Source organism: Bacillus paramobilis, from assembly GCF_038096195.1.
GTDB classification, from domain to species: domain Bacteria; phylum Bacillota; class Bacilli; order Bacillales; family Bacillaceae_G; genus Bacillus_A; species Bacillus_A mobilis.
The window spans coordinates 4,045,195-4,067,026 of sequence record NZ_CP151108.1 but is presented as its reverse complement, the minus strand read 5'-3'; the positions used below and the strand labels follow the sequence as shown (position 1 = coordinate 4,067,026).

General features: G+C 35.9%; 26 protein-coding genes. 13 read left to right on the top strand and 13 right to left on the bottom strand.

The window, feature by feature from the left end:
* Positions 1–112 precede the first annotated feature (112 nt).
* The 6 genes from prpE to AABL52_RS20800 form a co-directional block, all read right to left on the bottom strand.
* Positions 113–853 carry a bis(5'-nucleosyl)-tetraphosphatase PrpE gene (gene prpE / locus AABL52_RS20825; RefSeq protein ID WP_000872689.1) on the bottom strand — a complete coding sequence of 247 codons (741 nt, stop codon included), beginning with the start codon at positions 851–853 and terminating at the stop codon, positions 113–115.
* A 73-nt stretch (positions 854–926) separates the two neighbouring features.
* The gene (locus AABL52_RS20820) at positions 927–2,087 is read right to left on the bottom strand and encodes an FtsW/RodA/SpoVE family cell cycle protein (protein WP_000654716.1); all 1,161 of its coding nucleotides are present in this window, start codon (positions 2,085–2,087) and stop codon (positions 927–929) included.
* 146 nt (positions 2,088–2,233) lie between these two features.
* A complete protein-coding gene (locus tag AABL52_RS20815; RefSeq protein ID WP_341518317.1) occupies positions 2,234–3,169 on the bottom strand; it encodes a glycosyltransferase family 2 protein in 936 nt (311 codons plus the stop codon).
* A gap of 6 nt (positions 3,170–3,175) precedes the next feature.
* Positions 3,176–3,934: a class I SAM-dependent methyltransferase gene (locus AABL52_RS20810; RefSeq protein WP_341518316.1), complete on the bottom strand. Its 759-nt coding sequence runs from the start codon at positions 3,932–3,934 to the stop codon at positions 3,176–3,178.
* 127 nt (positions 3,935–4,061) lie between these two features.
* The gene (locus AABL52_RS20805; RefSeq protein WP_341518315.1) at positions 4,062–4,907 is read right to left on the bottom strand and encodes a TylF/MycF family methyltransferase; all 846 of its coding nucleotides are present in this window, start codon (positions 4,905–4,907) and stop codon (positions 4,062–4,064) included.
* Positions 4,908–5,029: 122 nt separating this feature from the next.
* On the bottom strand, positions 5,030–5,899 hold the full coding sequence (locus AABL52_RS20800; protein WP_341518314.1) for a BclA C-terminal domain-containing protein: 870 nt from the start codon (positions 5,897–5,899) through the stop codon (positions 5,030–5,032).
* 165 nt (positions 5,900–6,064) lie between these two features.
* On the opposite strand from AABL52_RS20800, the gene AABL52_RS20795 reads away from it, so the two are divergent.
* The 10 genes from AABL52_RS20795 to AABL52_RS20750 all read left to right on the top strand — a co-directional run bounded on the left by AABL52_RS20795 (position 6,065) and on the right by AABL52_RS20750 (position 14,087).
* Complete coding sequence (locus AABL52_RS20795; protein WP_341518313.1) at positions 6,065–7,165, top strand: glycosyltransferase family 2 protein; 1,101 nt, start codon at positions 6,065–6,067, stop codon at positions 7,163–7,165.
* A 133-nt stretch (positions 7,166–7,298) separates the two neighbouring features.
* A complete protein-coding gene (locus AABL52_RS20790; protein WP_341518312.1) occupies positions 7,299–7,988 on the top strand; it encodes a class I SAM-dependent methyltransferase in 690 nt (229 codons plus the stop codon).
* A complete protein-coding gene (locus tag AABL52_RS20785) occupies positions 7,985–8,671 on the top strand; it encodes a glycosyltransferase family protein (RefSeq protein ID WP_341518311.1) in 687 nt (228 codons plus the stop codon). The genes AABL52_RS20790 and AABL52_RS20785 overlap by 4 nt, the downstream gene beginning before the upstream one ends.
* 12 nt (positions 8,672–8,683) lie before the next feature.
* A complete protein-coding gene (locus tag AABL52_RS20780; RefSeq protein ID WP_341518310.1) occupies positions 8,684–9,364 on the top strand; it encodes a glycosyltransferase family protein in 681 nt (226 codons plus the stop codon).
* 14 nt (positions 9,365–9,378) lie between these two features.
* Positions 9,379–10,116 (top strand): sugar phosphate nucleotidyltransferase, encoded by a 738-nt coding sequence (locus tag AABL52_RS20775; RefSeq protein WP_000676163.1) that lies wholly within the window; start codon positions 9,379–9,381, stop codon positions 10,114–10,116.
* An 8-nt stretch (positions 10,117–10,124) separates the two neighbouring features.
* Positions 10,125–10,670: a dTDP-4-dehydrorhamnose 3,5-epimerase gene (rfbC, locus tag AABL52_RS20770; protein WP_000864169.1), complete on the top strand. Its 546-nt coding sequence runs from the start codon at positions 10,125–10,127 to the stop codon at positions 10,668–10,670.
* 15 nt (positions 10,671–10,685) lie between these two features.
* The gene (gene rfbB, locus AABL52_RS20765; protein WP_097845353.1) at positions 10,686–11,654 is read left to right on the top strand and encodes a dTDP-glucose 4,6-dehydratase; all 969 of its coding nucleotides are present in this window, start codon (positions 10,686–10,688) and stop codon (positions 11,652–11,654) included.
* A gap of 11 nt (positions 11,655–11,665) precedes the next feature.
* Positions 11,666–12,520, top strand: coding sequence for a dTDP-4-dehydrorhamnose reductase (gene rfbD, locus AABL52_RS20760; protein ID WP_341518309.1), 855 nt, complete (start codon positions 11,666–11,668; stop codon positions 12,518–12,520).
* 109 nt (positions 12,521–12,629) lie between these two features.
* Positions 12,630–13,400 (top strand): enoyl-ACP reductase FabI, encoded by a 771-nt coding sequence (gene fabI, locus AABL52_RS20755; protein WP_000421885.1) that lies wholly within the window; start codon positions 12,630–12,632, stop codon positions 13,398–13,400.
* 141 nt (positions 13,401–13,541) lie between these two features.
* Positions 13,542–14,087 carry a CotO family spore coat protein gene (locus AABL52_RS20750; RefSeq protein ID WP_341518308.1) on the top strand — a complete coding sequence of 182 codons (546 nt, stop codon included), beginning with the start codon at positions 13,542–13,544 and terminating at the stop codon, positions 14,085–14,087.
* A 60-nt stretch (positions 14,088–14,147) separates the two neighbouring features.
* Here AABL52_RS20750 and exsY read toward each other — a convergent pair whose 3' ends face one another.
* A complete protein-coding gene (exsY, locus tag AABL52_RS20745) occupies positions 14,148–14,606 on the bottom strand; it encodes an exosporium assembly protein ExsY (protein WP_001277729.1) in 459 nt (152 codons plus the stop codon).
* Between the two features lie 125 nt (positions 14,607–14,731).
* On the opposite strand from exsY, the gene AABL52_RS20740 reads away from it, so the two are divergent.
* Positions 14,732–15,091, top strand: a complete 360-nt coding sequence (locus AABL52_RS20740) for a DUF1360 domain-containing protein (RefSeq protein WP_000899662.1) — start codon at positions 14,732–14,734, stop codon at positions 15,089–15,091.
* 101 nt (positions 15,092–15,192) lie between these two features.
* Positions 15,193–15,378 (top strand): hypothetical protein, encoded by a 186-nt coding sequence (locus AABL52_RS20735; RefSeq protein ID WP_033656000.1) that lies wholly within the window; start codon positions 15,193–15,195, stop codon positions 15,376–15,378.
* Positions 15,379–15,454: 76 nt separating this feature from the next.
* Here the strand turns inward: AABL52_RS20735 and exsF are convergent, their stop codons facing one another.
* The 6 genes from exsF to AABL52_RS20705 all read right to left on the bottom strand — a co-directional run bounded on the left by exsF (position 15,455) and on the right by AABL52_RS20705 (position 20,673).
* Complete coding sequence (gene exsF, locus AABL52_RS20730) at positions 15,455–15,958, bottom strand: exosporium protein ExsF (protein ID WP_000492946.1); 504 nt, start codon at positions 15,956–15,958, stop codon at positions 15,455–15,457.
* 167 nt (positions 15,959–16,125) lie between these two features.
* Positions 16,126–16,596 carry a spore coat protein CotY gene (gene cotY, locus AABL52_RS20725; RefSeq protein WP_001277702.1) on the bottom strand — a complete coding sequence of 157 codons (471 nt, stop codon included), beginning with the start codon at positions 16,594–16,596 and terminating at the stop codon, positions 16,126–16,128.
* 143 nt (positions 16,597–16,739) lie between these two features.
* Positions 16,740–18,806: an ATP-dependent helicase gene (locus tag AABL52_RS20720; protein ID WP_000191180.1), complete on the bottom strand. Its 2,067-nt coding sequence runs from the start codon at positions 18,804–18,806 to the stop codon at positions 16,740–16,742.
* A 99-nt stretch (positions 18,807–18,905) separates the two neighbouring features.
* Positions 18,906–19,328, bottom strand: a complete 423-nt coding sequence (locus AABL52_RS20715) for a GNAT family N-acetyltransferase (RefSeq protein ID WP_341518307.1) — start codon at positions 19,326–19,328, stop codon at positions 18,906–18,908.
* Position 19,329: 1 nt separating this feature from the next.
* A complete protein-coding gene (locus tag AABL52_RS20710; protein ID WP_000765867.1) occupies positions 19,330–19,848 on the bottom strand; it encodes a YjcG family protein in 519 nt (172 codons plus the stop codon).
* Positions 19,849–19,941: 93 nt separating this feature from the next.
* Complete coding sequence (locus AABL52_RS20705; protein WP_098237566.1) at positions 19,942–20,673, bottom strand: alpha/beta hydrolase; 732 nt, start codon at positions 20,671–20,673, stop codon at positions 19,942–19,944.
* A 202-nt stretch (positions 20,674–20,875) separates the two neighbouring features.
* Between AABL52_RS20705 and AABL52_RS20700 the strand changes: the two genes are divergently transcribed.
* A complete protein-coding gene (locus tag AABL52_RS20700; protein WP_097845358.1) occupies positions 20,876–21,787 on the top strand; it encodes a DMT family transporter in 912 nt (303 codons plus the stop codon).
* Positions 21,788–21,832 lie beyond the last annotated feature (45 nt).

Here is a 21,832-nt window from a genome sequence, read left to right as displayed (position 1 = left end):
ACAGTATATGCCGTGTAATTAAAAAAAGATGCACTTTATTGCATCTTTTTTTAATTACTTTACCTAGTTTTTATATGAGAGCGGCCTAAATGATATGGTAATCTCTCGTAAGTTATGAAATTGGGCGAAACTTCTCTGGGACAAAAGGTAGGGAGGAAGGGACGGAAACAGTCTCCATTTCGGGATAACGTAATCCAGTTAAACTCCCACCAAATACAGCACCAGTGTCAATATTAATTGTATGATTTACAAAGCGAGGTTCTTTTACAGGTGTATGTCCATATATAATCCAAGCTTTTCCTTTATATTCCTTCGCCCAGTCGCGACGGACAGGGGAGCCGTCAGCATGTTTCTCTCCTGTAATATCGCCATATAATACAAAGGTTTGTACTTTTTTATCTTGTCTTCCTATGTAATCTTGCCGAATTCCGGCGTGACATACAATTAACCTTTTTTCATCGAGTACGTGATATAAAGGAGATTGTTCATAAAGTGTGATGAATTTTTCTTTTATAATATTTTGTTTATGAGAAGGCAGTGCTTCATATTCGGCAACAGTTGTTTCGAGTCCATGAGCGATTGTTACATTACGCCCAAGGAAAAATCGGTATAGTTTATTACAGTGATTTCCCGGAGCGTAATAAGCTACTTTTTTATTTATGACAAGTTCCCATACAATTTCAATCATACGTAATGAATGAGGGCCGCGATCTGTAATATCACCAACAAATGCAAGCTTACGTTGATCAGGGTGAATCGGCAGGTCACGATTCCACTTATATCCGAGTTTCGTCGTTAATTCTTGAAACTCTTGGAAGCATCCATGAATATCCCCTATAATGTCATATTTCATATTTAAACCTCCATCATATTTTCCATTAGTATATCTAAAAAAGGATAGAGATAAAAATATATCGTTTTTTACTTCATTTAAACATAAAGAATTTCGTCCTTGAGCGAACGTTTAAAACAAATCCAATCGCTATCATGTATGTGAGTAAGGAACTTCCTCCGTAGCTCATAAGGGGTAGTGTGATTCCTGTAATCGGGAGTAACCCGATGGTCATCCCGATATTTTGAAATACTTGAAAAGTAAACATTCCGATTGTACCAGCGCAGATGTAACTACCAAAAGGATCATTACTTTCTAAAGCGATATGAATCATGCGGAAAATAAGTAGGAAAAAAAGTGCAATAATGACACTTGCACCTAAAAAGCCGAATTGCTCAGCGACATTAGTGAAAATAAAATCTGTATGTGGTTCTGGAAAGTATACTTGTCCATTTTCCCAACCTTTTCCTTGCATTTCTCCTGATCCAGTAGCTAAGAAAGCTTGTCTTAATTGATAGCCTTGCGCATCATATTTGTATGGAGCTAACCAGCCGTAAAAGCGATTTAGTTGATATTCTTGTAAAATGTGTGCTTTAAAGAATTTTGTATGAGTAAAAAAAATATAAGTTAATGTAAAGCTGGCTGCAAAAATGCCAGAAACTAATCCGAAAATAAAACGCCAACGTATACCAGAAACTAATATCATTGCTGCGAGCATAGCTGAAATTACCATCGTGTTTCCTAAATCAGGTTCCTTTGCAATAAATAGCAGGGGTGGTAAACTTGTTGCACAGATTTTTCCGAGTAATAAAAAATCGTCGTGTATTGTTCGAAAAAAATATTTCTCATTGTGATTTGCTATAATTCGTCCGGTGACGAGAATTAAAAACAATTTCATAATTTCAGAAGGCTGGAAATTTCCGATGCCTGGGAGCCTGTACCAAGCGGTAGCACCTTTAATTGTAACGGCACCTGGTACTTGAAGTTCTAGTCCAATGAGTAGTACCAGTGCAAAGCTATATAAATACCAAGCAATTTTTTGATAACGATCGAAATCAATAATCATAATGACACCAATTGCTATAAATCCAATGAAGTACCATTGAATTTGCTTTAATACAAAATTTACGCTTTGTAAAAATGGTGGTAAAGAAGCTTGTGCACTTGCAATTGCAAAGCAACTAACAGTCCCAATGGCAAATAAGATGAATAGTAATACGTAGTCTATTTGATATTGAGAATTTGGATCTTTCAATGTATGTATTCCTTTCTATCGCCTAGTAAGTATATGGATCATGTCATGATAAAAATAATATACAAGCAGACTATGCATACATTTATTCCACTATTTGTGGGAAGTCATACATCACGAGGAAGGAATAGCACCTCCCTTGTGATAGACTATATTGCACGGAGCTCTTTTGTAATGATATTTAAACAATAGGAAAGACGTGTATGTGTATTTATATCTGGAATGAGGTTTGGAAATAGATTGTAAAATTTGACCGCATTTTTATACCATCCGTAAGCTCGTATCAACCCCTTTTTATAATATTTGGCGTCTTGCAAGAAACCATACTTTTTCGAGGTTAAAACGAGCTGAGAAAAATCTTCGCAGCCTTCAAGGAATTTATGATGTACTTGCTGTCCAGTATGAAGGCGGAATGAACTTAAAGGTTCAGTGATATACATCGCATCACCTTTTGAAAGTAAACTGATCCAAGAGGCCATATCAACACTACAACCATATTTTCTACCATGTAAAGTGCCGAAAGGTTCTGTTAATAGGCTTTTTCTAAAGAGTACGATTGTAGGCTCACCGATAATATTTTGGCCCGTTATAAGCATACGGTTTCCAAAATCTTTCCCATTTAGTAGCGTATCTTCATCATATAATTTTTTCATGGAGGGATGTTGTTCAATTATATCTCCATTATCATTAATCCAAGTGCGATAGGATGTGATAAGTGCGAGATTTTTATTTAAGTCTTGTTGGAAATGAAACATCATTTTTTCAATTTTATTATTATAAAATATATCATCGTCCATTAAGAAATTTATGTACTCTCCATTTGACCGTTCTAAGAGCATAAGGGCGTTATTAAATTGTCCAAGAGTAGAGCTATTTCGAATGTACGTTATATGTTTATGCTTATGTAAATAATGTCTGTATATTAGTTTTTCTGTTTCATTATTTGTACTATCGTCTCCTATAATAATTTCGATATTTGAATACGTTTGTGCTAATGCGCTTTCTAGAGCAATTTTAAAATAATGTGGTCGATTATAGGTGGGAATAAGTATGGAAACGAGAGGCAGATTCTTTATATTATTCATATACAACTACCTTTCAGCAATTTTTTGTGTAAGAATAATATCTTGATAACTTGTGTGTTCCGTTCTGCTACACCATGAACCATAGTGGGGGGGAGTCTGTACTTCTAGTCCATACTTATTTAATAGGGTACGAATATCTTCCTCAGGATAGGCGACTGCGAAATTCGGGATGTCTTTATTTAGAACATAACAATTGTCAATTTGATGATAAAAACCTAACGTACTTAATCCTGCATTTAAGTAATAGGAAGAGTCAGGATTAATTAAAAAGAAAGTAATAAAACATCTCCCATCTTTTTTCAGGACTCGTGAAATTTCACATACGTAATGTTCTAATTCTTTCGGAAGGAGATGGGTAAATACAGACGTTAAAAAAATAAAATCGAACGATTCATCTTCATATGGAAACTTATATTGGGAAGCATCTTCTTTTCCTTCGGGGTTATAGAATTGATTATATATATCGACATGTTCAAAATGAAAATTGTTACGGCGTGTAGAAATGTTATTTTTGCACCATGTAATTCCCGCATTGAATAAGTCAAATCCATAATAAGTACCATCACCGCTTAAATAATCCATTAATGGAACCGCCATTCGGCCGATACCGCAGCCTACATCTAACACTGTTTCATTTGATTTTAAGTTGCCAATTTCAATAAAATACTGCATAAACTCTTCTCCAACTTCTTCAAAGTTACCACCTACATATTGAACGAGTTCCGGGGGTGGAATTAATGTGATTTTTTTCTCGTTTTCGTTCATACATTCACTCCGTCCTTGTAGTAAAGTAGGGGATTTCTATTGTCCATTTATAGTGAGGGGAACTTTACACGATTGTTACTTGTGAATAAGTAGTGTAATAGAACCCCTCAAAAAATAAAAGTATATTCTATTCTTTTCGCCAATAAATACCGAAATCATCAATTGTAGTAATAGGAGCTTGTAAGTTTCTTTCCTTTCTGAAATCTGTTACAGCCTCTGCACATGTTACCAATCCGTAATCATCAATAATAATATAGCCACCTGTTGAAACTTTATCGTATAAGTTTACAAGACTGTCCATCGTTGATTCATACATATCACCATCAAGGCGAGCAATTGCAATTTTTTCTACCGGTGCTGAAGGCAATGTATCTTTAAACCACCCCTTTAAAAACTTCACCTGATCATTTAATAAATCGTATTTTCTAAAGTTTTCTTGCACTGTTTCTAAAGAAACTCGTAAGTAATCGAACGTGTGCAAATAATCACCGTAATCTTTCGGATATTGTTCTAAGTTAGGTGCTGGTAGACCTTCAAACGAATCGGCAACCCACACAGTACGATCCGTAATGTTGTTTGCTTGTAAAAAACCATTCATAAAAATGCATGATCCTCCGCGCCATACACCCGTTTCAATAAAATCCCCTTTTATATTTTCCCTGACAACAGTTTCCATCGCCTCATGTAATTGATTCATACGTTTTCGGCCAACCATACTGTGTGCTGCTCTTGGCCAATCATTGCCACCTTGACGCGCATTTTTTGAAACGTTAGGATCAACGATTTTTAAATTGTGATTTTCTACGTATTGCTTGAGAAATAAAGGAAGCGGAACTGTAACTGGTTCATAGGATAGCTCTTTAGATATATGTAACGAAGCAGGTAAGTATGGTTCGTATTCTAACCATATTTCAAATAAAATTGTTTTCTTTAATAGCTCAAGATAAAGCTGAACAGCTGATTTATTTTCCATATAAGTGCCTCCCGCGGAATGTCATACAACATTATGACTATGTAGAAAAGAAAGATTTAATGATTGAATTTAATAGTGAAAAAGCAGTAAAACTGATATCAGTTTTACTGCTAAGTACAAAATTAAGCGATTTTTTCAATAATAATTGATGCACTTGTACCAAGAGCTAGTGATAATCCAATTCCTGTAACAATTGCTTCAACGAGTGATGGTGTTGTCGTAATTTGTGTAATAGCTTGGATAACGATAGGAGCTCCAAGTGAAATCAAGCTTGTGCCCGCACCTGGTACATTAACTCCATTAACTTGAATTCCAAGACTTCCTAATAAACTTACTGCAGCTGTATAAGCAATAACAGTAATTTTATAGAAACCAGTTTCACTAATTACGAAAGTATCGGCATCCATTTGAGAAATAGCTGTACCAAACTGAGATCCAACAGTATTAAATGGTACTGGATCATTAATTCCAAGAGCTAAAGAAACTGTAGCTGAGTTAAAGGCATACAACCCTGCTGGAAGTCCTAATCCAGAAGGTCCAGTCGGCCCAGTTGGTCCAGTCGGTCCGGTAGCGCCAGTCGGTCCAGTAGCACCAGTAGCACCAGTTGGCCCAGTCGGTCCAGTAGCACCAGTCGGCCCAGTTGGTCCAGTCGGTCCGGTAGCACCAGTAGCACCAGTAGCACCAGTTAGCCCAGTCGGTCCAGTCGGTCCAGTTAGCCCAGTTAGCCCAGTCGGTCCAGTCGGTCCAGTCGGTCCAGTCGGTCCAGTCGGTCCAGTCGGCCCAGTTGGTCCAGTCGGTCCAGTTGGTCCAGAAGGTCCAGTTGGTACAGTTGGCCCAGTCGGCCCAGTCGGTCCAGTCGGTCCAGTCGGCCCGGTAGGAAGGGTAAACGGTGGTATTGGTGGTAATGTTGGTCCTACAAGATTAGGGTCAAATGCACTAGCTGATAAAGATTCATCGGGATTTAATCCATCTGAATAATTATTATTTGACATAAATTCACCTCCATAAAGCGTTCATTATATAGTAGATGCAAAACCAGAAGAAAATGACACGGACATTTGAATTATTGAAAAGAAATCTTAAACTGCTTGTGCAAGTTAAAAAAGTGGAAAGTTTATTGTATGTATAACATATGATTGATTTGGAAGAGGGTGATTATGTTGAACAAGCAAGGAATTACAATTAGTTTATGTATGATTGTTCGAGATGAGGAAGATACAATTGGTCGATGTTTAGACGCAGTAGAAAAAATCGTCGATGAAATTATTATAGTTGATACAGGTTCCATTGATCGAACGAAAGAAATTGTAGCTCAATATACCTCTAACATATATGATTTTTCATGGATTAATGATTTTGCGGCAGCTAGAAATTTTTCTTTTTCGAAAGCAACGCAAGAATATATATTATGGCTAGATGCTGATGATGTGTTATTAGAAGATGCTCAAGAGGCATTGAACGTATTAAAAAGAGAGTTAGATCCTAATGTTGATGCTGTTTCGATGCCGTATCATCTTGTAATGGATTCTAACGGGAAACCTTTATATTGTACAAAAAGATATCGACTTGTAAAGCGTGAAAAAGAATTTCAATGGTTTGGAAAGGTGCATGAGTATTTAGCTGTTTTTGGTGAGATTTTTAATAGTAATGTTGCGATTACACATAAAAAAGAAAAGAAAGTAACGAACCGTAATTTGAAAATTTTTCAAGATACTGTAGCAGCTGGAGAAGAATTGAGTCCGAGAGATTTGTTTTATTACGCGAATGAATCTATGGATAATCAAAAATATGATGATGCAGTTTTGCTATATGAAACATTTCTTAATCAAGACGAAGGTTGGTATGAAGAGAAAATTTATGCATGTGGTAAATTAGGAGATTGCTATGCAAAGCTTGGAATGTGGGAGAAGGCAGTTGAATCTTGTGTAAAATCATTTCGGTATGATGTTCCTAGAGGAGAGAATTGTACAAGAATAGGATATATATATATGGATCAACAAAAATATAATGAAGCAATTTTTTGGTTTAAACTTGCAACAGAAGTGCCAGTGGCAACAGAGAGTCCTTTTCACAGTCCAGCTAGCTACACATGGATCCCTTATTTACAAATGTGTATTTGTTATAGCAAGTTAGGAGAGCAAGATAAAGCTTATTATTACAATGAATTAGCAGCTTCTTATGTTCCGAATAATGCTGCAATTGAATATAACCGCAAATATTTTCGGAGTGTTTTTGATAAACAATATAAATCGTTATAGGTTGCTTTTTTTTAGAAATAGCTTATCACGATTCTAACTATAATAGATTGGCTATATAGTAAAGTATCGGTACATGTATAGACTTCATATGAGGTTTATATTTCAAATTCAATTTGCATAAGGAGTGTGTGAAATGAATTCCCCAAAAAATTCTTTATATGAAGAAAAGTCTGGGCATTATTATAATGCAGTGAATCCGAATTTATTAAAGCATATAAAAAAGGAATGGAAAGAAGTTCTTGATATTGGTTGTTCGAGTGGTGCATTGGGAGCGGTCATAAAAGAAAATGGCACACGTGTATCAGGAATTGAGGCATTCCCAGAGGCAGCGGAAAAAGCAAAAGAAAAACTAGATCATGTTGTTTTAGGCGATATCGAAACAATGGATATGCCGTATGAGGAGGAGCAATTTGATTGCGTTATATTTGGAGACGTATTAGAGCATTTATTTGATCCGTGGGCTGTAATAGAAAAAGTAAAACCATATATAAAGCAAAATGGTGTAATTTTGGCAAGTATACCGAACGTTTCTCACATCTCAGTATTAGCTCCCTTACTCGCTGGAAATTGGACGTATACAGAATATGGTTTATTAGATAAAACACATATTCGTTTCTTTACTTTTAATGAAATGCTCCGAATGTTTTTAAAAGCAGGTTATTCGATTAGTAAAGTAGATCGTGTATATATTGATCATAAAATATATGAACCGCTTATTGAAGAACTATATGGAATTTGTAAAAAATATCGTCTTGGAAGTGGCTTCATGGCTGAGACGGTTGTATTTCAATATATTATTGAAGCAGAAAAATCGCAATTATGAGTGCGGCAGAGAAAACAATATTATTTGTTACGTGTATAAATGATCGGAAACTGTATGCACAATGTGCGCGACATATATTACAATTGGCAGTTCCTCCAGGATACACGATACAATTTATGCCGATTCGAAATGCAGAAAGTATGACGAGTGGATATAATAAAGCAATTTCGCATCCAGCGAAATATAAAATATATATACATCAAGATGTTTTTATTGTAAATGTAGGCTTTTTATATGGATTACTTCAATTGTTTCAGGAACATGAACATCTTGGGATGATTGGTATGGTTGGAGCTCAATATGTTCCTCCAAATGGAACGTGGAATGTAGGCAGAGGAATTGTTGGGAAAGTAATTGGTTATATGAATGATTTATTTTATATGGCAAGTCAAGAAAAGCCATACCATGAGTCAAAAACATTTATGCCAGTTGAATGTATTGACGGTTTATTAATGGCAACGCAATACGATATTCCGTGGCGAGAAGACTTGTTTGATGGGTTTGACTTTTATGATGTATCTCAATCATTTGAATTTAGAAAAGCTGGCTATACAGTTGGGGTTCCTGTACAGCGTGATGCGTGGTGTATTCATTATCATTTTGATGTGAATATGACCAACTATGAAAAGTATAGAAAGATATTTGTGGAGCACTATATGTCAGATGAAAATCAAGACGAATAGAGAGGCTACAAGATGAAGGATCATACAATATTAGTCGTTGTTTGTATAAATAATGAAGATTTATTTGAACAATGCGAGAGACAAATAAGAAATCTTTTTGTTCCCCCTGGTTATGTCGTACAAATTTTTCCGATACGAGATGCGAAAAGTATGGCAAGTGCATATAACCGAGCACTTTCATATCCCGCGAAGTATAAGGTTTATATACATCAAGATACTTATCTTATTAATCGGGAGATATTTTATACACTCATTTCTCTTTTTCAAGATAACGAAAAACTTGGTTTAATTGGCGTAGCTGGTGCTCAGTTTTTACCGAGCAACGGGATATGGTGGGAAGGGAAAAATTTAGTAGGGAAAGTGATTGAGTACAGAAGACAAAATTATCAATTGTTAAATTTAGATCAGATGTTTTATGGGAATCAATCATTTATGTCAGTTCAGGCAATTGATGGATTATTAATGGCGACACAATATGATATTCCGTGGCGAGAAGACTTGTTTCAAGGATTCCACTTTTATGATGTGTCGCAGTCTTTAGAATTTCAAAAGGCGGGTTATTTAATTGGTATCCCTAATCAAGCAAATTTATGGTGTATTCACTACAACGGGGATGAGTTTGATGCGGATACATATGAGAAGTATCGAAAAGTGTTTGTAGAACATTACAAAGATATACTATCTCCATCATAAGGGAGAGATGTAGGATGAAAGGAATTATTTTAGCAGGTGGAACTGGATCGAGATTATATCCAATAACGAAAGTAACGAATAAACATTTGCTTCCGGTTGGACGTTACCCAATGATTTATCATGCGGTATATAAGCTAAAACAATGCGATATTACAGATATTATGATTATTACAGGGAAAGAGCATATGGGGGATGTTGTTAGTTTCTTAGGAAGCGGTCAAGAGTTTGGCGTGTCCTTTACGTATCGTGTGCAAGATAAGGCAGGGGGAATTGCACAAGCATTAGGGCTTTGTGAGGATTTTGTCGGGAAAGATCGTATGGTAGTTATATTAGGAGATAATATTTTTTCAGATGACATTCGTCCGTACGTTGAAGAGTTTGCAAATCAAAAAGAAGGTGCGAAAGTACTGCTGCAATCTGTAGATGATCCGGAGAGATTTGGCGTGGCGCATATTCAAAACCGAAAAATAATTGAAATTGAAGAAAAGCCGAAAGAGCCGAAAAGTTCCTATGCAGTTACAGGAATTTATTTGTATGATCCGAAAGTCTTTTCTTATATAAAAGAATTAAAACCTTCCGCAAGGGGAGAACTTGAAATTACAGATATTAATAATTGGTATTTAAAGCGAGGGGTACTTACTTATAATGAAATGAGTGGTTGGTGGACTGATGCGGGAACTCATGTTTCACTTCAAAGGGCGAATACATTAGCGCGGGATATAAACTTTGGTAAACAGTTTAACGGAGAATAGGTGAGAATATGAAAGTTATAGAAACAAATTTTACCGACGCAAAATTGTTGGAACCAAGGCTATTTGGAGATGAGCGTGGCTTTTTTACTGAAAGTTATAATAAGAAGGTGCTAGAAACATTAGGGGTTACGTATTCATTTGTACAGGATAATGTTTCGTATTCAGCGGAAGCGGGAACGATTCGCGGATTACACTTTCAAAAAAATCCGAAAGCACAAACGAAACTTATTCAAGTTATGCAAGGGGCAATCTATGATGTTATCGTTGATTTACGAAAAGATTCACCAACGTTTAAACAGTGGAGAGGATATATTTTAAGTGCGGATAATCATCGGCAATTATTAGTGCCAAAAGGATTTGCACATGGTTTTTGTACACTTGTCGCGCATACGATTGTTATGTATAAAGTAGATGAGTATTATAGTGCCGATCATGACTCAGGGGTAATTTGGGACGATAAAGAATTAGCAATTCCATGGCCGGTAACAAGTCCTATTTTGTCTGATAAAGATCGAATATTACCGTTACTTCAGGAATATGAAGATAGCTTTTGAGTAGGAGAGTTGTTTATGAATATATTAGTAACAGGTGGGGCCGGATTTATTGGAAGTAATTTTATTCATTACATGTTACAAAGCTATGAAACATATAAAATTATTAATTTTGATGCATTAACATATAGTGGAAACTTAAATAATGTAAAGTCTATTCAAGATCATCCGAATTACTATTTTGTAAAAGGGGAAATTCAAAATGGAGAGCTGCTGGAATATGTTGTTAAGGAACGTGACGTGCAAGTAATTGTAAATTTCGCGGCTGAATCACATGTGGACCGTAGTATTGAGAATCCGATTCCTTTTTATGATACAAATGTAATTGGGACAGTCACCTTATTAGAATTAGTAAAAAAATATCCACATATTAAACTCGTGCAAGTATCAACAGATGAGGTGTACGGCTCGTTAGGTAAGATAGGTAGATTTACCGAGGAAACCCCGTTAGCTCCAAATAGTCCATATTCTTCAAGCAAAGCGAGCGCCGACATGATAGCTTTATCTTATTATAAAACATATCAATTACCAGTTATAGTAACGCGTTGCTCCAATAACTATGGGCCGTATCAATATCCTGAAAAATTAATTCCGTTAATGATTACGAATGCGCTGGAAGGAAAAAAATTACCGTTATATGGTGATGGATTAAATGTAAGAGATTGGTTACATGTAACGGATCATTGTAGTGCGATTGACGTCGTTCTGCATGAGGGGCGTATAGGAGAAGTATATAATATAGGTGGAAATAATGAAAAAACAAATATAGATGTTGTGGAACAAATCATCTCTCTCTTAGGAAAAACGAAAAAAGATATTGAATATGTGACAGACCGTTTAGGACACGATCGTCGTTATGCGATTGATGCAGAGAAAATGAAGAATGAATTTGATTGGGAACCGAAGTATACGTTTGAGCAAGGATTACAAGAAACAGTGCAATGGTATGAGAAGAATAAGGAATGGTGGAAACCATTAAAACAGTAAGGGGCATATAAATGAAAGAACGGATTATCATAACAGGAGCAAATGGTCAATTGGGAAAGCAACTACAAGAAGAGTTAAATCCTGAAGAATATGACATATATCCATTTGATAAAAAGTTACTAGATATAACAAATATATCCCGAATGCAGCAAGTGGTACAAGAAATAAGGCCACACATAATTATTCATTGTGCAGCGTATACGAAGGTTGATCATGCTGAGAAAGAACAAGATCTCGCTTATGTAATAAATGCAATAGGAGCTCGAAATGTAGCAGTTGCTTCACAATTAGTAGGGGCGAAATTAGTTTATATTAGTACTGATTATGTATTTCAGGGCGACAGACCGGAGGGGTACAGTGAATTTCATAATCCAGCGCCGATAAATATATACGGAGCTTCTAAGTATGCGGGAGAGCAGTTCGTCAAAGAGCTACATAATAAATACTTTATCGTTCGTACATCGTGGCTATATGGTAAGTATGGGAATAATTTTGTGAAAACGATGATGAGATTAGGTAAAGAAAGAGAAGAAGTATCTGTTGTAGCGGATCAAATCGGTTCTCCTACTTATGTGACAGATTTAAATGTGATGATTAATAAGCTCATTCATACTTCTTTATACGGTACGTATCATGTATCAAATAGAGGCTCGTGTTCTTGGTTTGAATTTGCAAAGAAAATATTTTCGAATGCAAATATGAAAGTGAATGTATTACCAGTTTCAACTGAAGAATTTGGAGCAGCGGCAGCGAGACCGAAATATTCTGTTTTTCAACATAACATGCTACGATTAAATGGTTTTTCACAAATGCCTTCTTGGGAAGAAGGATTAGAGCGGTTTTTTATAGAAACAAAAAGTCATTAACAAAATTTAAGTTAATGACTTTTTTGTTTGCCTTTAAGAGGTTTTATGGTACTATAATTATAGTATCAGGTACTAATAACAAGTATAAGTATTTCTGGGAGGATATATCATGGAACTATTACAAGGGAAAACATTTGTTGTTATGGGCGTTGCGAACCAAAGAAGTATTGCATGGGGAATCGCTCGCTCTTTGCATAATGCAGGTGCAAAATTAATCTTCACATATGCAGGAGAACGTTTAGAGAGAAACGTTCGTGAATTAGCGGACACATTAGAAGGACAAGAATCACTTGTATTACCTTGTGATGTAACAAATGATGAAGAACTTACAGCTTGCTTTGAAACAATCAAGCAAGAGGTTGGTACAATTCACGGCGTTGCACACTGTATTGCTTTTGCAAATCGTGATGATTTAAAAGGTGAATTTGTAGATACTTCTCGCGATGGATTTTTACTTGCACAAAATATTAGTGCATTCTCTTTAACAGCTGTAGCAAGAGAAGCGAAGAAAGTAATGACAGAGGGCGGAAATATTTTAACGTTAACATACCTTGGCGGCGAGCGCGTTGTGAAAAACTATAACGTTATGGGTGTTGCGAAAGCTTCATTAGAAGCGAGCGTGAAATATTTAGCTAACGATTTAGGCCAACACGGCATTCGCGTTAACGCTATTTCTGCAGGACCAATTCGTACGTTATCTGCAAAAGGTGTAGGCGACTTTAACTCAATCTTAAGAGAAATTGAGGAGCGCGCACCACTCCGTCGTACAACAACTCCAGAAGAAGTTGGGGATACAGCAGTATTCTTATTCAGTGATTTAGCACGCGGCGTAACAGGAGAAAACATTCACGTTGATTCAGGATATCATATCCTAGGATAAATATAATATTCATTTTTAAAGGACAATCTCTATATGTTGAGATTGTCCTTTTTATTTGTTCTTAGAAAGAACGATTTTTAACGAAAGTTCTTACCACGTTATGAATATAACTATAATAGTACACGATTTATTCAGTTACGTATGGAAGTGGGAGGGACGAGTGTGAAGAATAAAAATAAAAGTTCAACAGTTGGAAAACCGTTGTTATATATTGCGCAAGTAAGTTTGGAACTTGCTGCACCGAAAATAAAAAGGATTATCTTAACAAACTTTGAAAATGAGGATCGCAGAGAAGAAAGTAATAGAAATGAAAATGAAAATGAAAATGCTGTAAGTAGTGCTGTGGAAGAGGTAATAGAACAGCAAGAACAACAAGAGCAGCAAATAGAAGAAATAGAAGAAGAGGAACAAGTACAAGAGCAGCAAGAACAGCAAGAGCCAGTGAGAACAGTCCCGTATAATAAATCATTTAAGGATATGAATAATGAAGAGAAAATTCATTTTTTATTAAACCGCCCTCATTATATTCCGAAAGTAAGGTGCAGAATAAAAACGGCTACCGTTTCTTATATTGGATCGATCATCTCGTATCGTAATGGAATTGTAGCTATTATGCCACCAAATAGTATGAGAGATATTAGGTTATCTATAGAAGACATCAAATCGATTGATATGGCCGGCTTTTAAATATGTAAAGGTGGTAGAAATCTTCTACCACCCTAATAGTTTTTTAGTTTACTTCACTTATTAGATAGAAACGTCGCGTAAGCATTGAATCGCACAGAAACAGCTTAAATCAACAGTAAGACAAGTGTTAGTCGATACTAATCTTGCATTTGGTACAGCTAAAAACGTACAAATTGGATCATCACCAGGTGGTACAGGAGAGGTATCACCTAATACTACAGTTAATACACGTAGTACAGCACAGCTATCGTCATCTACACTTTCCACACGGAAAATTGGAGATCGGCAGCTAGAAAGGCTTGCAGTTGGTGCAAATGCTTCAAAAGGTTCTCCAGTTTTTGTGTATAAAATAAAAGGGCGTGTATTTGCTACTGAAGCACTATTGTGTGCGCCTAAAAATGGGATTTCACAACCAGATCCACACGTTGTTGTAGAACAATCTTGTAATTCATTGATGAATTTTACAACGTCAACTACACAATGAGAAGAGCCATGGTGTTTATTTTCGTTACAACTCATTAATGTCACTCCTTATCTTCTTGTTTGTATTTACATTAATAAGATATTGGAGTCGAGGAGATTTGGTCACAATCTTAAGACCTTTTTTTTTAAATAGGCGAAAGAAGATAAGGGAAGGTGGAATCATGCTGTTTACAAGTTGGCTTTTATTCTTTATTTTCGCGTTAGCTGCTTTTAGGCTCACCCGTTTAATTGTGTATGATAAAATTACAGCTTTTTTGCGAAGACCGTTTATTGATGAATTAGAGATTACAGAGCCAGATGGAAGTGTATCAACTTTTACAAAAGTAAAAGGGAAAGGGTTAAGAAAGTGGATTGGCGAATTATTAAGTTGTTATTGGTGTACAGGTGTATGGGTTAGTGCTTTTTTATTAGTTTTATATAATTGGATTCCTATCGTTGCAGAGCCGTTACTTGCATTATTAGCTATTGCAGGAGCAGCAGCAATCATTGAAACGATTACAGGATATTTTATGGGAGAATAATATATTTTCATAATACTAGAAAAAGCGGAGTTTAAAAGAATGAGGGAACGGAAATAAAGAGTTGTTCATATAGTAAATAGACAGAATTGACAGTAGAGGAGATGTTTGCTGTGAGCAATAATCCAAGGCAAAATTCATATGACCTGCAGCAATGGTATTACATGCAGCAACAACACCAAGCACAACAACAGGCATATCAAGAACAATTACAACAACAAGGATTTGTGAAGAAAAAGGGATGTAATTGCGGGAAAAAGAAGAACACAATAAAACAATATGAAGAATGAAACACTCATGTTACTGTGAGTGTTTTTTATTATACATATAAAAAGCGGTATTTCAAAGGAGAAATACCGCTTTTTACTAGCTAATTTGTGCAACTGTTAATGCTGCAGCACGGATGTCCACAGTTCCAAGCAGTTCAACTGGTACAATTTGAATTAAGTCACCAGGGTTTAAGTTAATAAGAATAACACCACTGGATACATCTACTTCACCAGTACCAATAACGTTAGATCGAACCGCTGTACCTGATCCAGGAATAATGTTAGCCGGCGTACCTAATGATAAGAAGAAACGACCAGCTTCTGGTGCGGTAGGAACGTTATCAAGACTAATTGTTAATGTATAACTGATTTGATAAATACCAGCTACTTGAATTCGAATGCCATCTCCGACACTTACTGTATTGTTTATTACAGGAACAGTAATATTTGGGTTTGGACTTACGCTAGGTAATAGTAATGGTGTGAATAATGAAGCGAACTGAGGGCCGGAAGCGTTGAAAGCAAAACCGAAGGCAGGTAGTGTACTAGCTGGTTTCGCTTCGCAATCGATTTTAGTAAATTCGCAATCAGAAGAGAACATGTTTTTCACTCCTTTATCTGTTTCTACTTTCAGTTAATGAAAAGGACAGGTTCTATGTTCTAGACAAGTTCCCAATTTTAAGAAAAATACATAATAATACCTTTTAAGCATGGATTGGGTGGCAGAATTTTCTGCCACCCAATCCATGCTTAACTCATTATTTAGTTTTAAATCGTAACATCACGTAAGCATTGAATAGCGCAGAAGCAACTTAAATCAACAGTAAGGCAAGTGTTGGTCGATATTAATCTTGCATTTGGTACAGCTAAAAACGTACAGATTGGATCGTCACCAGGTGGTACAGGAGAAGTATCACCTAATACTACCGTTAATACACGCAATACAGCACAATCATCATCATCTATACTCTCGACACGGAAAATTGGAGATTGGCAGCTAGAAAGGCTTGCAGATGGCGCGAATGCTTCAAATGGTGTTCCAGCTTTTGTGTATAAAATAAAAGGTCGTGTATTTGCTACAGATGCACTATTATGTGCTCCTAAAAATGGAACTTCGCAACCAGATCCGCATGTTGTGGTTGCACATTCTTGTAATTCATGTATAAAACGAACGACATTTGATACACAGTTGAAATCACAATCGTGATGATGATGGTCTTCGTTACAATTGCAGCTCATTATGTTCACTCCTTATCTTGAGTTCTGACATACACTATTACAATATGAACGGGATATGGTTGATATTACGTTAATTCTTATGATAAGAACATGGAATTTATATAGTAGGGATGTACATAATGCAATATAAAAAAAAGACATCCTTATTTAGTGGATGTCTTTTCAGGTAAATCTTTTCGCGCAGTATATAAAAAACGAGAGATATCTAATTTTTTTCCTCTAAAAAATTGAGGAGAGGAAATGTAAAGTTCTTCTTTCGCACGTGTAATGGCGACATAAAGTAGTCGACGTTCTTCTTCTAAAGCTTCAGAAGTCTCTGTAACACGATCATTGGCATCTTTTAAAGAAGAAGTATGAGGGAGAATACCATCGCTTGCTCCAAGTAAAAAGACGCATGGAAATTCAAGACCTTTTGCGTTATGAATAGACATAAGCGAAACAGCATTTTTTTCCGGCATTGTTTTTAATGCTTCCATTTCTTTTTGACCTTGAATTGCTTCATCAATAAATTGTAAATATGCTGGAATATCGGTGAAACGAGTTGCAGACTCCATTAATTCTTCTAACATTTCTTCTTGTATATCTTTATGCATCGTAAAGGAAGAGCGATCATTACTTTGTAAGTACTCTAAATACTTTCCTTTACCATGAATAATTTCTTTTAATGCTTTTTTCGGTTCTAATTCTTTTATAAATTTAATAAAATCGATACGCTCATTTACCTTTTTCACTTGAAAAGGTTTTAAGCTCGGATTTAATAATAAGAAATGAAGAAGAGAAGGGAAACGGCCCTCACCATATTTCCATTGTTCACGTTCAATAAATGAAATACAATCATCACGGCCAATATACATCGTTGGCAATATATTTGAAAGTGATTCTAGTCGAAACGGTTCAATTACCAGTCTTAAATGATCTAATACAGGCTTAATTAAAGAATGTTCATAAAATGATTGGCTCGCCCCGTGCTTAATAAACGGTATTTTGTGAATGGTAAGCTGATCAAGTAACGAACGGCTTACAGAATGTGTGCGATACAGTAAACAAAAATCTTTAAAATTACGTTCGCCGCTATCTACTTTTTCTTGAATGAGCTGCAAAATTTGATTTGCTTCATCAAGAGTCGTAGCAGGTCTTGCATAAAAAGGTTGTACACCTTCTTCGCGTACAGAATATAGCTCTTTATCAAAACGTTCTTGATTTAGTTTGATAACTTCATTTCCAAGTCCGACGATAAAAGGATTGGATCGATAATTCGTATTAAGTGCGATAATCGTAGTGTTATCAAATTCTTTTGGAAAAGATAAAATAATTTGGTGACTTGCTCCTCGCCAGCCGTATATCGCCTGGTCGTCATCACCTGCGATAAATAAATTATTTCTTGGCGTGGCTAACAATTTTACAATTTCATATTGTGCATACGATGTATCTTGGAACTCATCTACTTCAATATAGTGGAAACGTTGTTGTAATTGGGTAAGCAAAGGAGCGTTGTTTTCTAACATATAATATGTTTCTAATAAGATGTCATCGAAATCAATATAATTATATCGTTGTTTCACTTCTTCAAAACGCTCGTATACTTCTTTAAATTCTTGTTCAACGGGTGTTTTTGCTTTTACATCTTTCGGACGATTCAATTTGTTTTTCTCAAGTGAAATCATAGCGAGCATCGTTTCAGCATCATAATCGTCTTTTAAGCGTAACTCTTTTAAAATTTTCTTTATCATAATTTGCTTATGTTTTTCGTTTGCTAAAATTTGCTGATTATATCCTTGACTACGAAGCAATTTTAAAAAGACAGAGTGGAATGTACCAGCAACAACGTAGCTACTTGCTGCACGATTCATACCTGGTAAATTTGCTACACGGTTTCGGATTTCTTCAGCTGCTTTTTGTGTAAATGTAAGCAATAAAATATTGCGCGGATGAACTTGTTTTACATTTACTAAATAACCTACGCGAGTTGTTAAAACAGACGTTTTCCCGCTTCCAGCACCAGCTAATGTAAGGACAGGACCTTCTGTCGTTCGCACGGCTTCTAATTGTTTTTCATTTAAAAATACATTTTGTTGCTCGAGAGCGCGGAAATACGCTGCATCTGCATCTTCTTCCATAATTAAATGGGTAGATGTTTTCGGAATATGATATGTTGCGCGCGGAATATCAGCGTGCGTTAATGATTTTTGTGAAAATTTTTCTTGTGTCATATATTCACCTTCAAAACTATAGCATCAACATTTAACTTTAGCGGAAGAAAAAGAAAATAGCAATGTAAAAAACAGGAGGGGATACCTCCTGTTTTCAAATTACAATTCTTTTATCATAACGATGTGAGGAATATTTGCTTCCATGAATACATTAGAATTCGTTACATATCCAAGTTTCTTATAGAAATTTTCAGCATGTGTTTGGGCGTGCAGCTTTAATTTTGGTAGCGAGTTTTCCTTCGCATACGCTTCAAGTGCATCCATAACAATTTTTCCAATCCCTTTTTTACGATGGGAAGCTAGTACGCAAATACGTTCCATTTTTCCTATTCCATCCAGTATGCGAAAACGACCAGCACCAACTGGAACATCATTATCATATATAACAACGTGTGTTGAAGTTTCTTCAAATTCATCATACTCTTCTTCAGCAGAAACTTGTTGTTCATTCACAAATACTTGCTTACGTACAGAGAATGCGTCTCTTAGTTGTTTGTCCGTTTGTACGATTTGTGCGTGCAAATTAGTTGTGCCCCTTTCCAAGGTGGAATGTTTCGTGTACAGTCCATGTTCCATTTTCTAATTGATATAGAAGATGGAAGCGATCAATTGGTTGTTCATAATAGAAATCTTTCATACGTAATCGACCTAATACATCAGCATGTTCTGCATCTGATAAGCCTTGTCCGATTGTTAAATGGGGTACGAAAGCGTATTCGCGTTCTTGCGTAAAGAATTCACTATGCATCTCCTCATTTAAGAAAGTGAGTTCAGGTGTTTTTTCTACTTTAAAATAAAGAACATTATTAACAGGTGCGAATGAACCAACTTTTCCAACATGAAGGGTGAAAGGGTTCGTTTTACTTGCGATTGTATGTAACTCGTTTACAATCGATTCTAGTTGATCATCTTGCGTCTCAAAGGGTGTTTTCAATGTAATATGTGGCGGAACTAATGCGTAGTGTGGATCATAACGTTTACGCAATCCGTTCGCTTTATCTTGAATCATTTTAGATGGAAAAATTACAATGCCTAATTTCATGTTCCAATTCCTCCCTTTGTAAGTCTAGTTAGATTTTGAGAAAAACAAATCTCTCTATCTATTATATCAAATTATTCTGAATACTGCTCTCTATTATTTCATTGATAGAATATGAGAGAAAGCTTTCGGTAAATCAGTTTGCCAATATTTCCACGTGTGGTTACCTTCAAACTCCTCGTAATGCGTGATGAAATTTCTATCTGTCAGAAGCGTATTGAGCTCACGGTTCGGTTGTACGAAATCAGATACTTGTCCATCCGTGCGCTTTACAGCTGTTTCTTCTGTCCCAATGACGTGATAAAGGTCTAGCGCCTCCGGATTTTTGAAGTCTTTTGCTAAGTTCATCACTGTTTCATCCACAAATGGTGACTGCATAACGACTTTACCGAATGTATGCGGATACATAAGTGCAGTCATGAAGGAAACTGTTCCGCCAAGAGAATCACCAATTAACACACGACCTTTTCCCATTTGGTACGTTGGGTAATTTTCATCGATATATGGTGCAAGTTCATGAGCAAGGAAACGAATATATGCAGCGTTTTTTACTTCATTTGGGAAATATTTTTCTTTACGATCGTGTACATTTTTATATGGAATACCGACAATAATTGTACGGTCAATTTCTTCAGTTTCACGAAGGCGCTCAATTACACGGTGCGCTTTACCAAGCTGAAAATAATCTCTACCATCTTGTGCAATTACAACTGTATGCTTGTGCAGTGGTGTGTAATTTACCGGTAAGTAAACGAGAAGTGTAATATCTTCTTGAAGTGATGCGCTATAAAATGAAATTTCTTCAATTCTCCCGATTGTTTGATTCATGTAGATCCCCCTAATAAAAATTTACTGTAATGATTGTAAGAGCGACGCTTGTAGTGAAAAAGAAAGAAATATCCACTAATAGGTGCTTTCGTTTCTATTTTACCATAATGGTACGAAGAATCTAAAAAATTAGTATTTAAGTTATGAAAGAAAACGGATATAATGAAGTGGGATTTTTGACAGGTGAGAGGGGAGACGGAATTTGAAGCAAGAAAGATCAATCGCACTACCATTAGCCATTTCCATTATAGCCATTTCATTCGCAGCAGTTTTTGTAAAGATGTCCTCAGCACCATCTTCAATATTAAGTATGTACCGATTATGGATTATCGTACTTATTATGCTGCCAATCGTTTGGAAAAAACGGGAGGAATTTAGTAAGATTCAAATAAAAGATTGGGGATTTTTAATTGGATCTGGTTTCTTTTTAGCACTTCATTTTCTTTTATGGTTTGAATCTTTAAAGCATACGACAGTTGCTAGTTCGACGATTATTTTAGCGCTTCAACCAATTGTATCTTTAGTTGGAGGTTTTTTCTTATTTAAAGAAAGAACTACATACTCAGCCATTGCGACAATGGGAATTGCGATATTAGGCGTAATGTGTATTGGCTGGGGAGATTTAGGGCTAAGTGAACAAGCAATTTATGGAGATATATTATCCTTTTTAAGTGTAATAGCGGTTGTCGGTTATTTATTTATCGGGCAAACGACAGTAAAGAAAGTATCACACTGGATTTACAGCTTTACAGTTTTTGCATTCGCAGGTATTTTTATGGGGATGTATAATATAGTGTTGCAAGTGCCTTTTACAGGTTATACGAAGTGGGATTGGACCGTTTTTCTTTTACTTGCGGTTGTTCCGACAGTATCACACGTCATTAATAATTGGTTATTAAACTACGTAAATGCAACAACAATTTCAATGAGTATTTTGGGAGAACCTGTTGGAGCATCTATACTAGCGTTCTTCTTACTCGGTGAAAGACTAAATGTAATGCAAATTATCGGTAGCGTGCTCGTATTGTTTGGTGTATCTGTTTTCTTACTACAGCAACAAAAACGAACAGCAAAAAATGTAGTAAACGAGCCGGCGTATACACAGGAAATATAATGTTAGAGGAGAAAAGAGAAGTTGTAATACTTCTCTTTTTGTTTT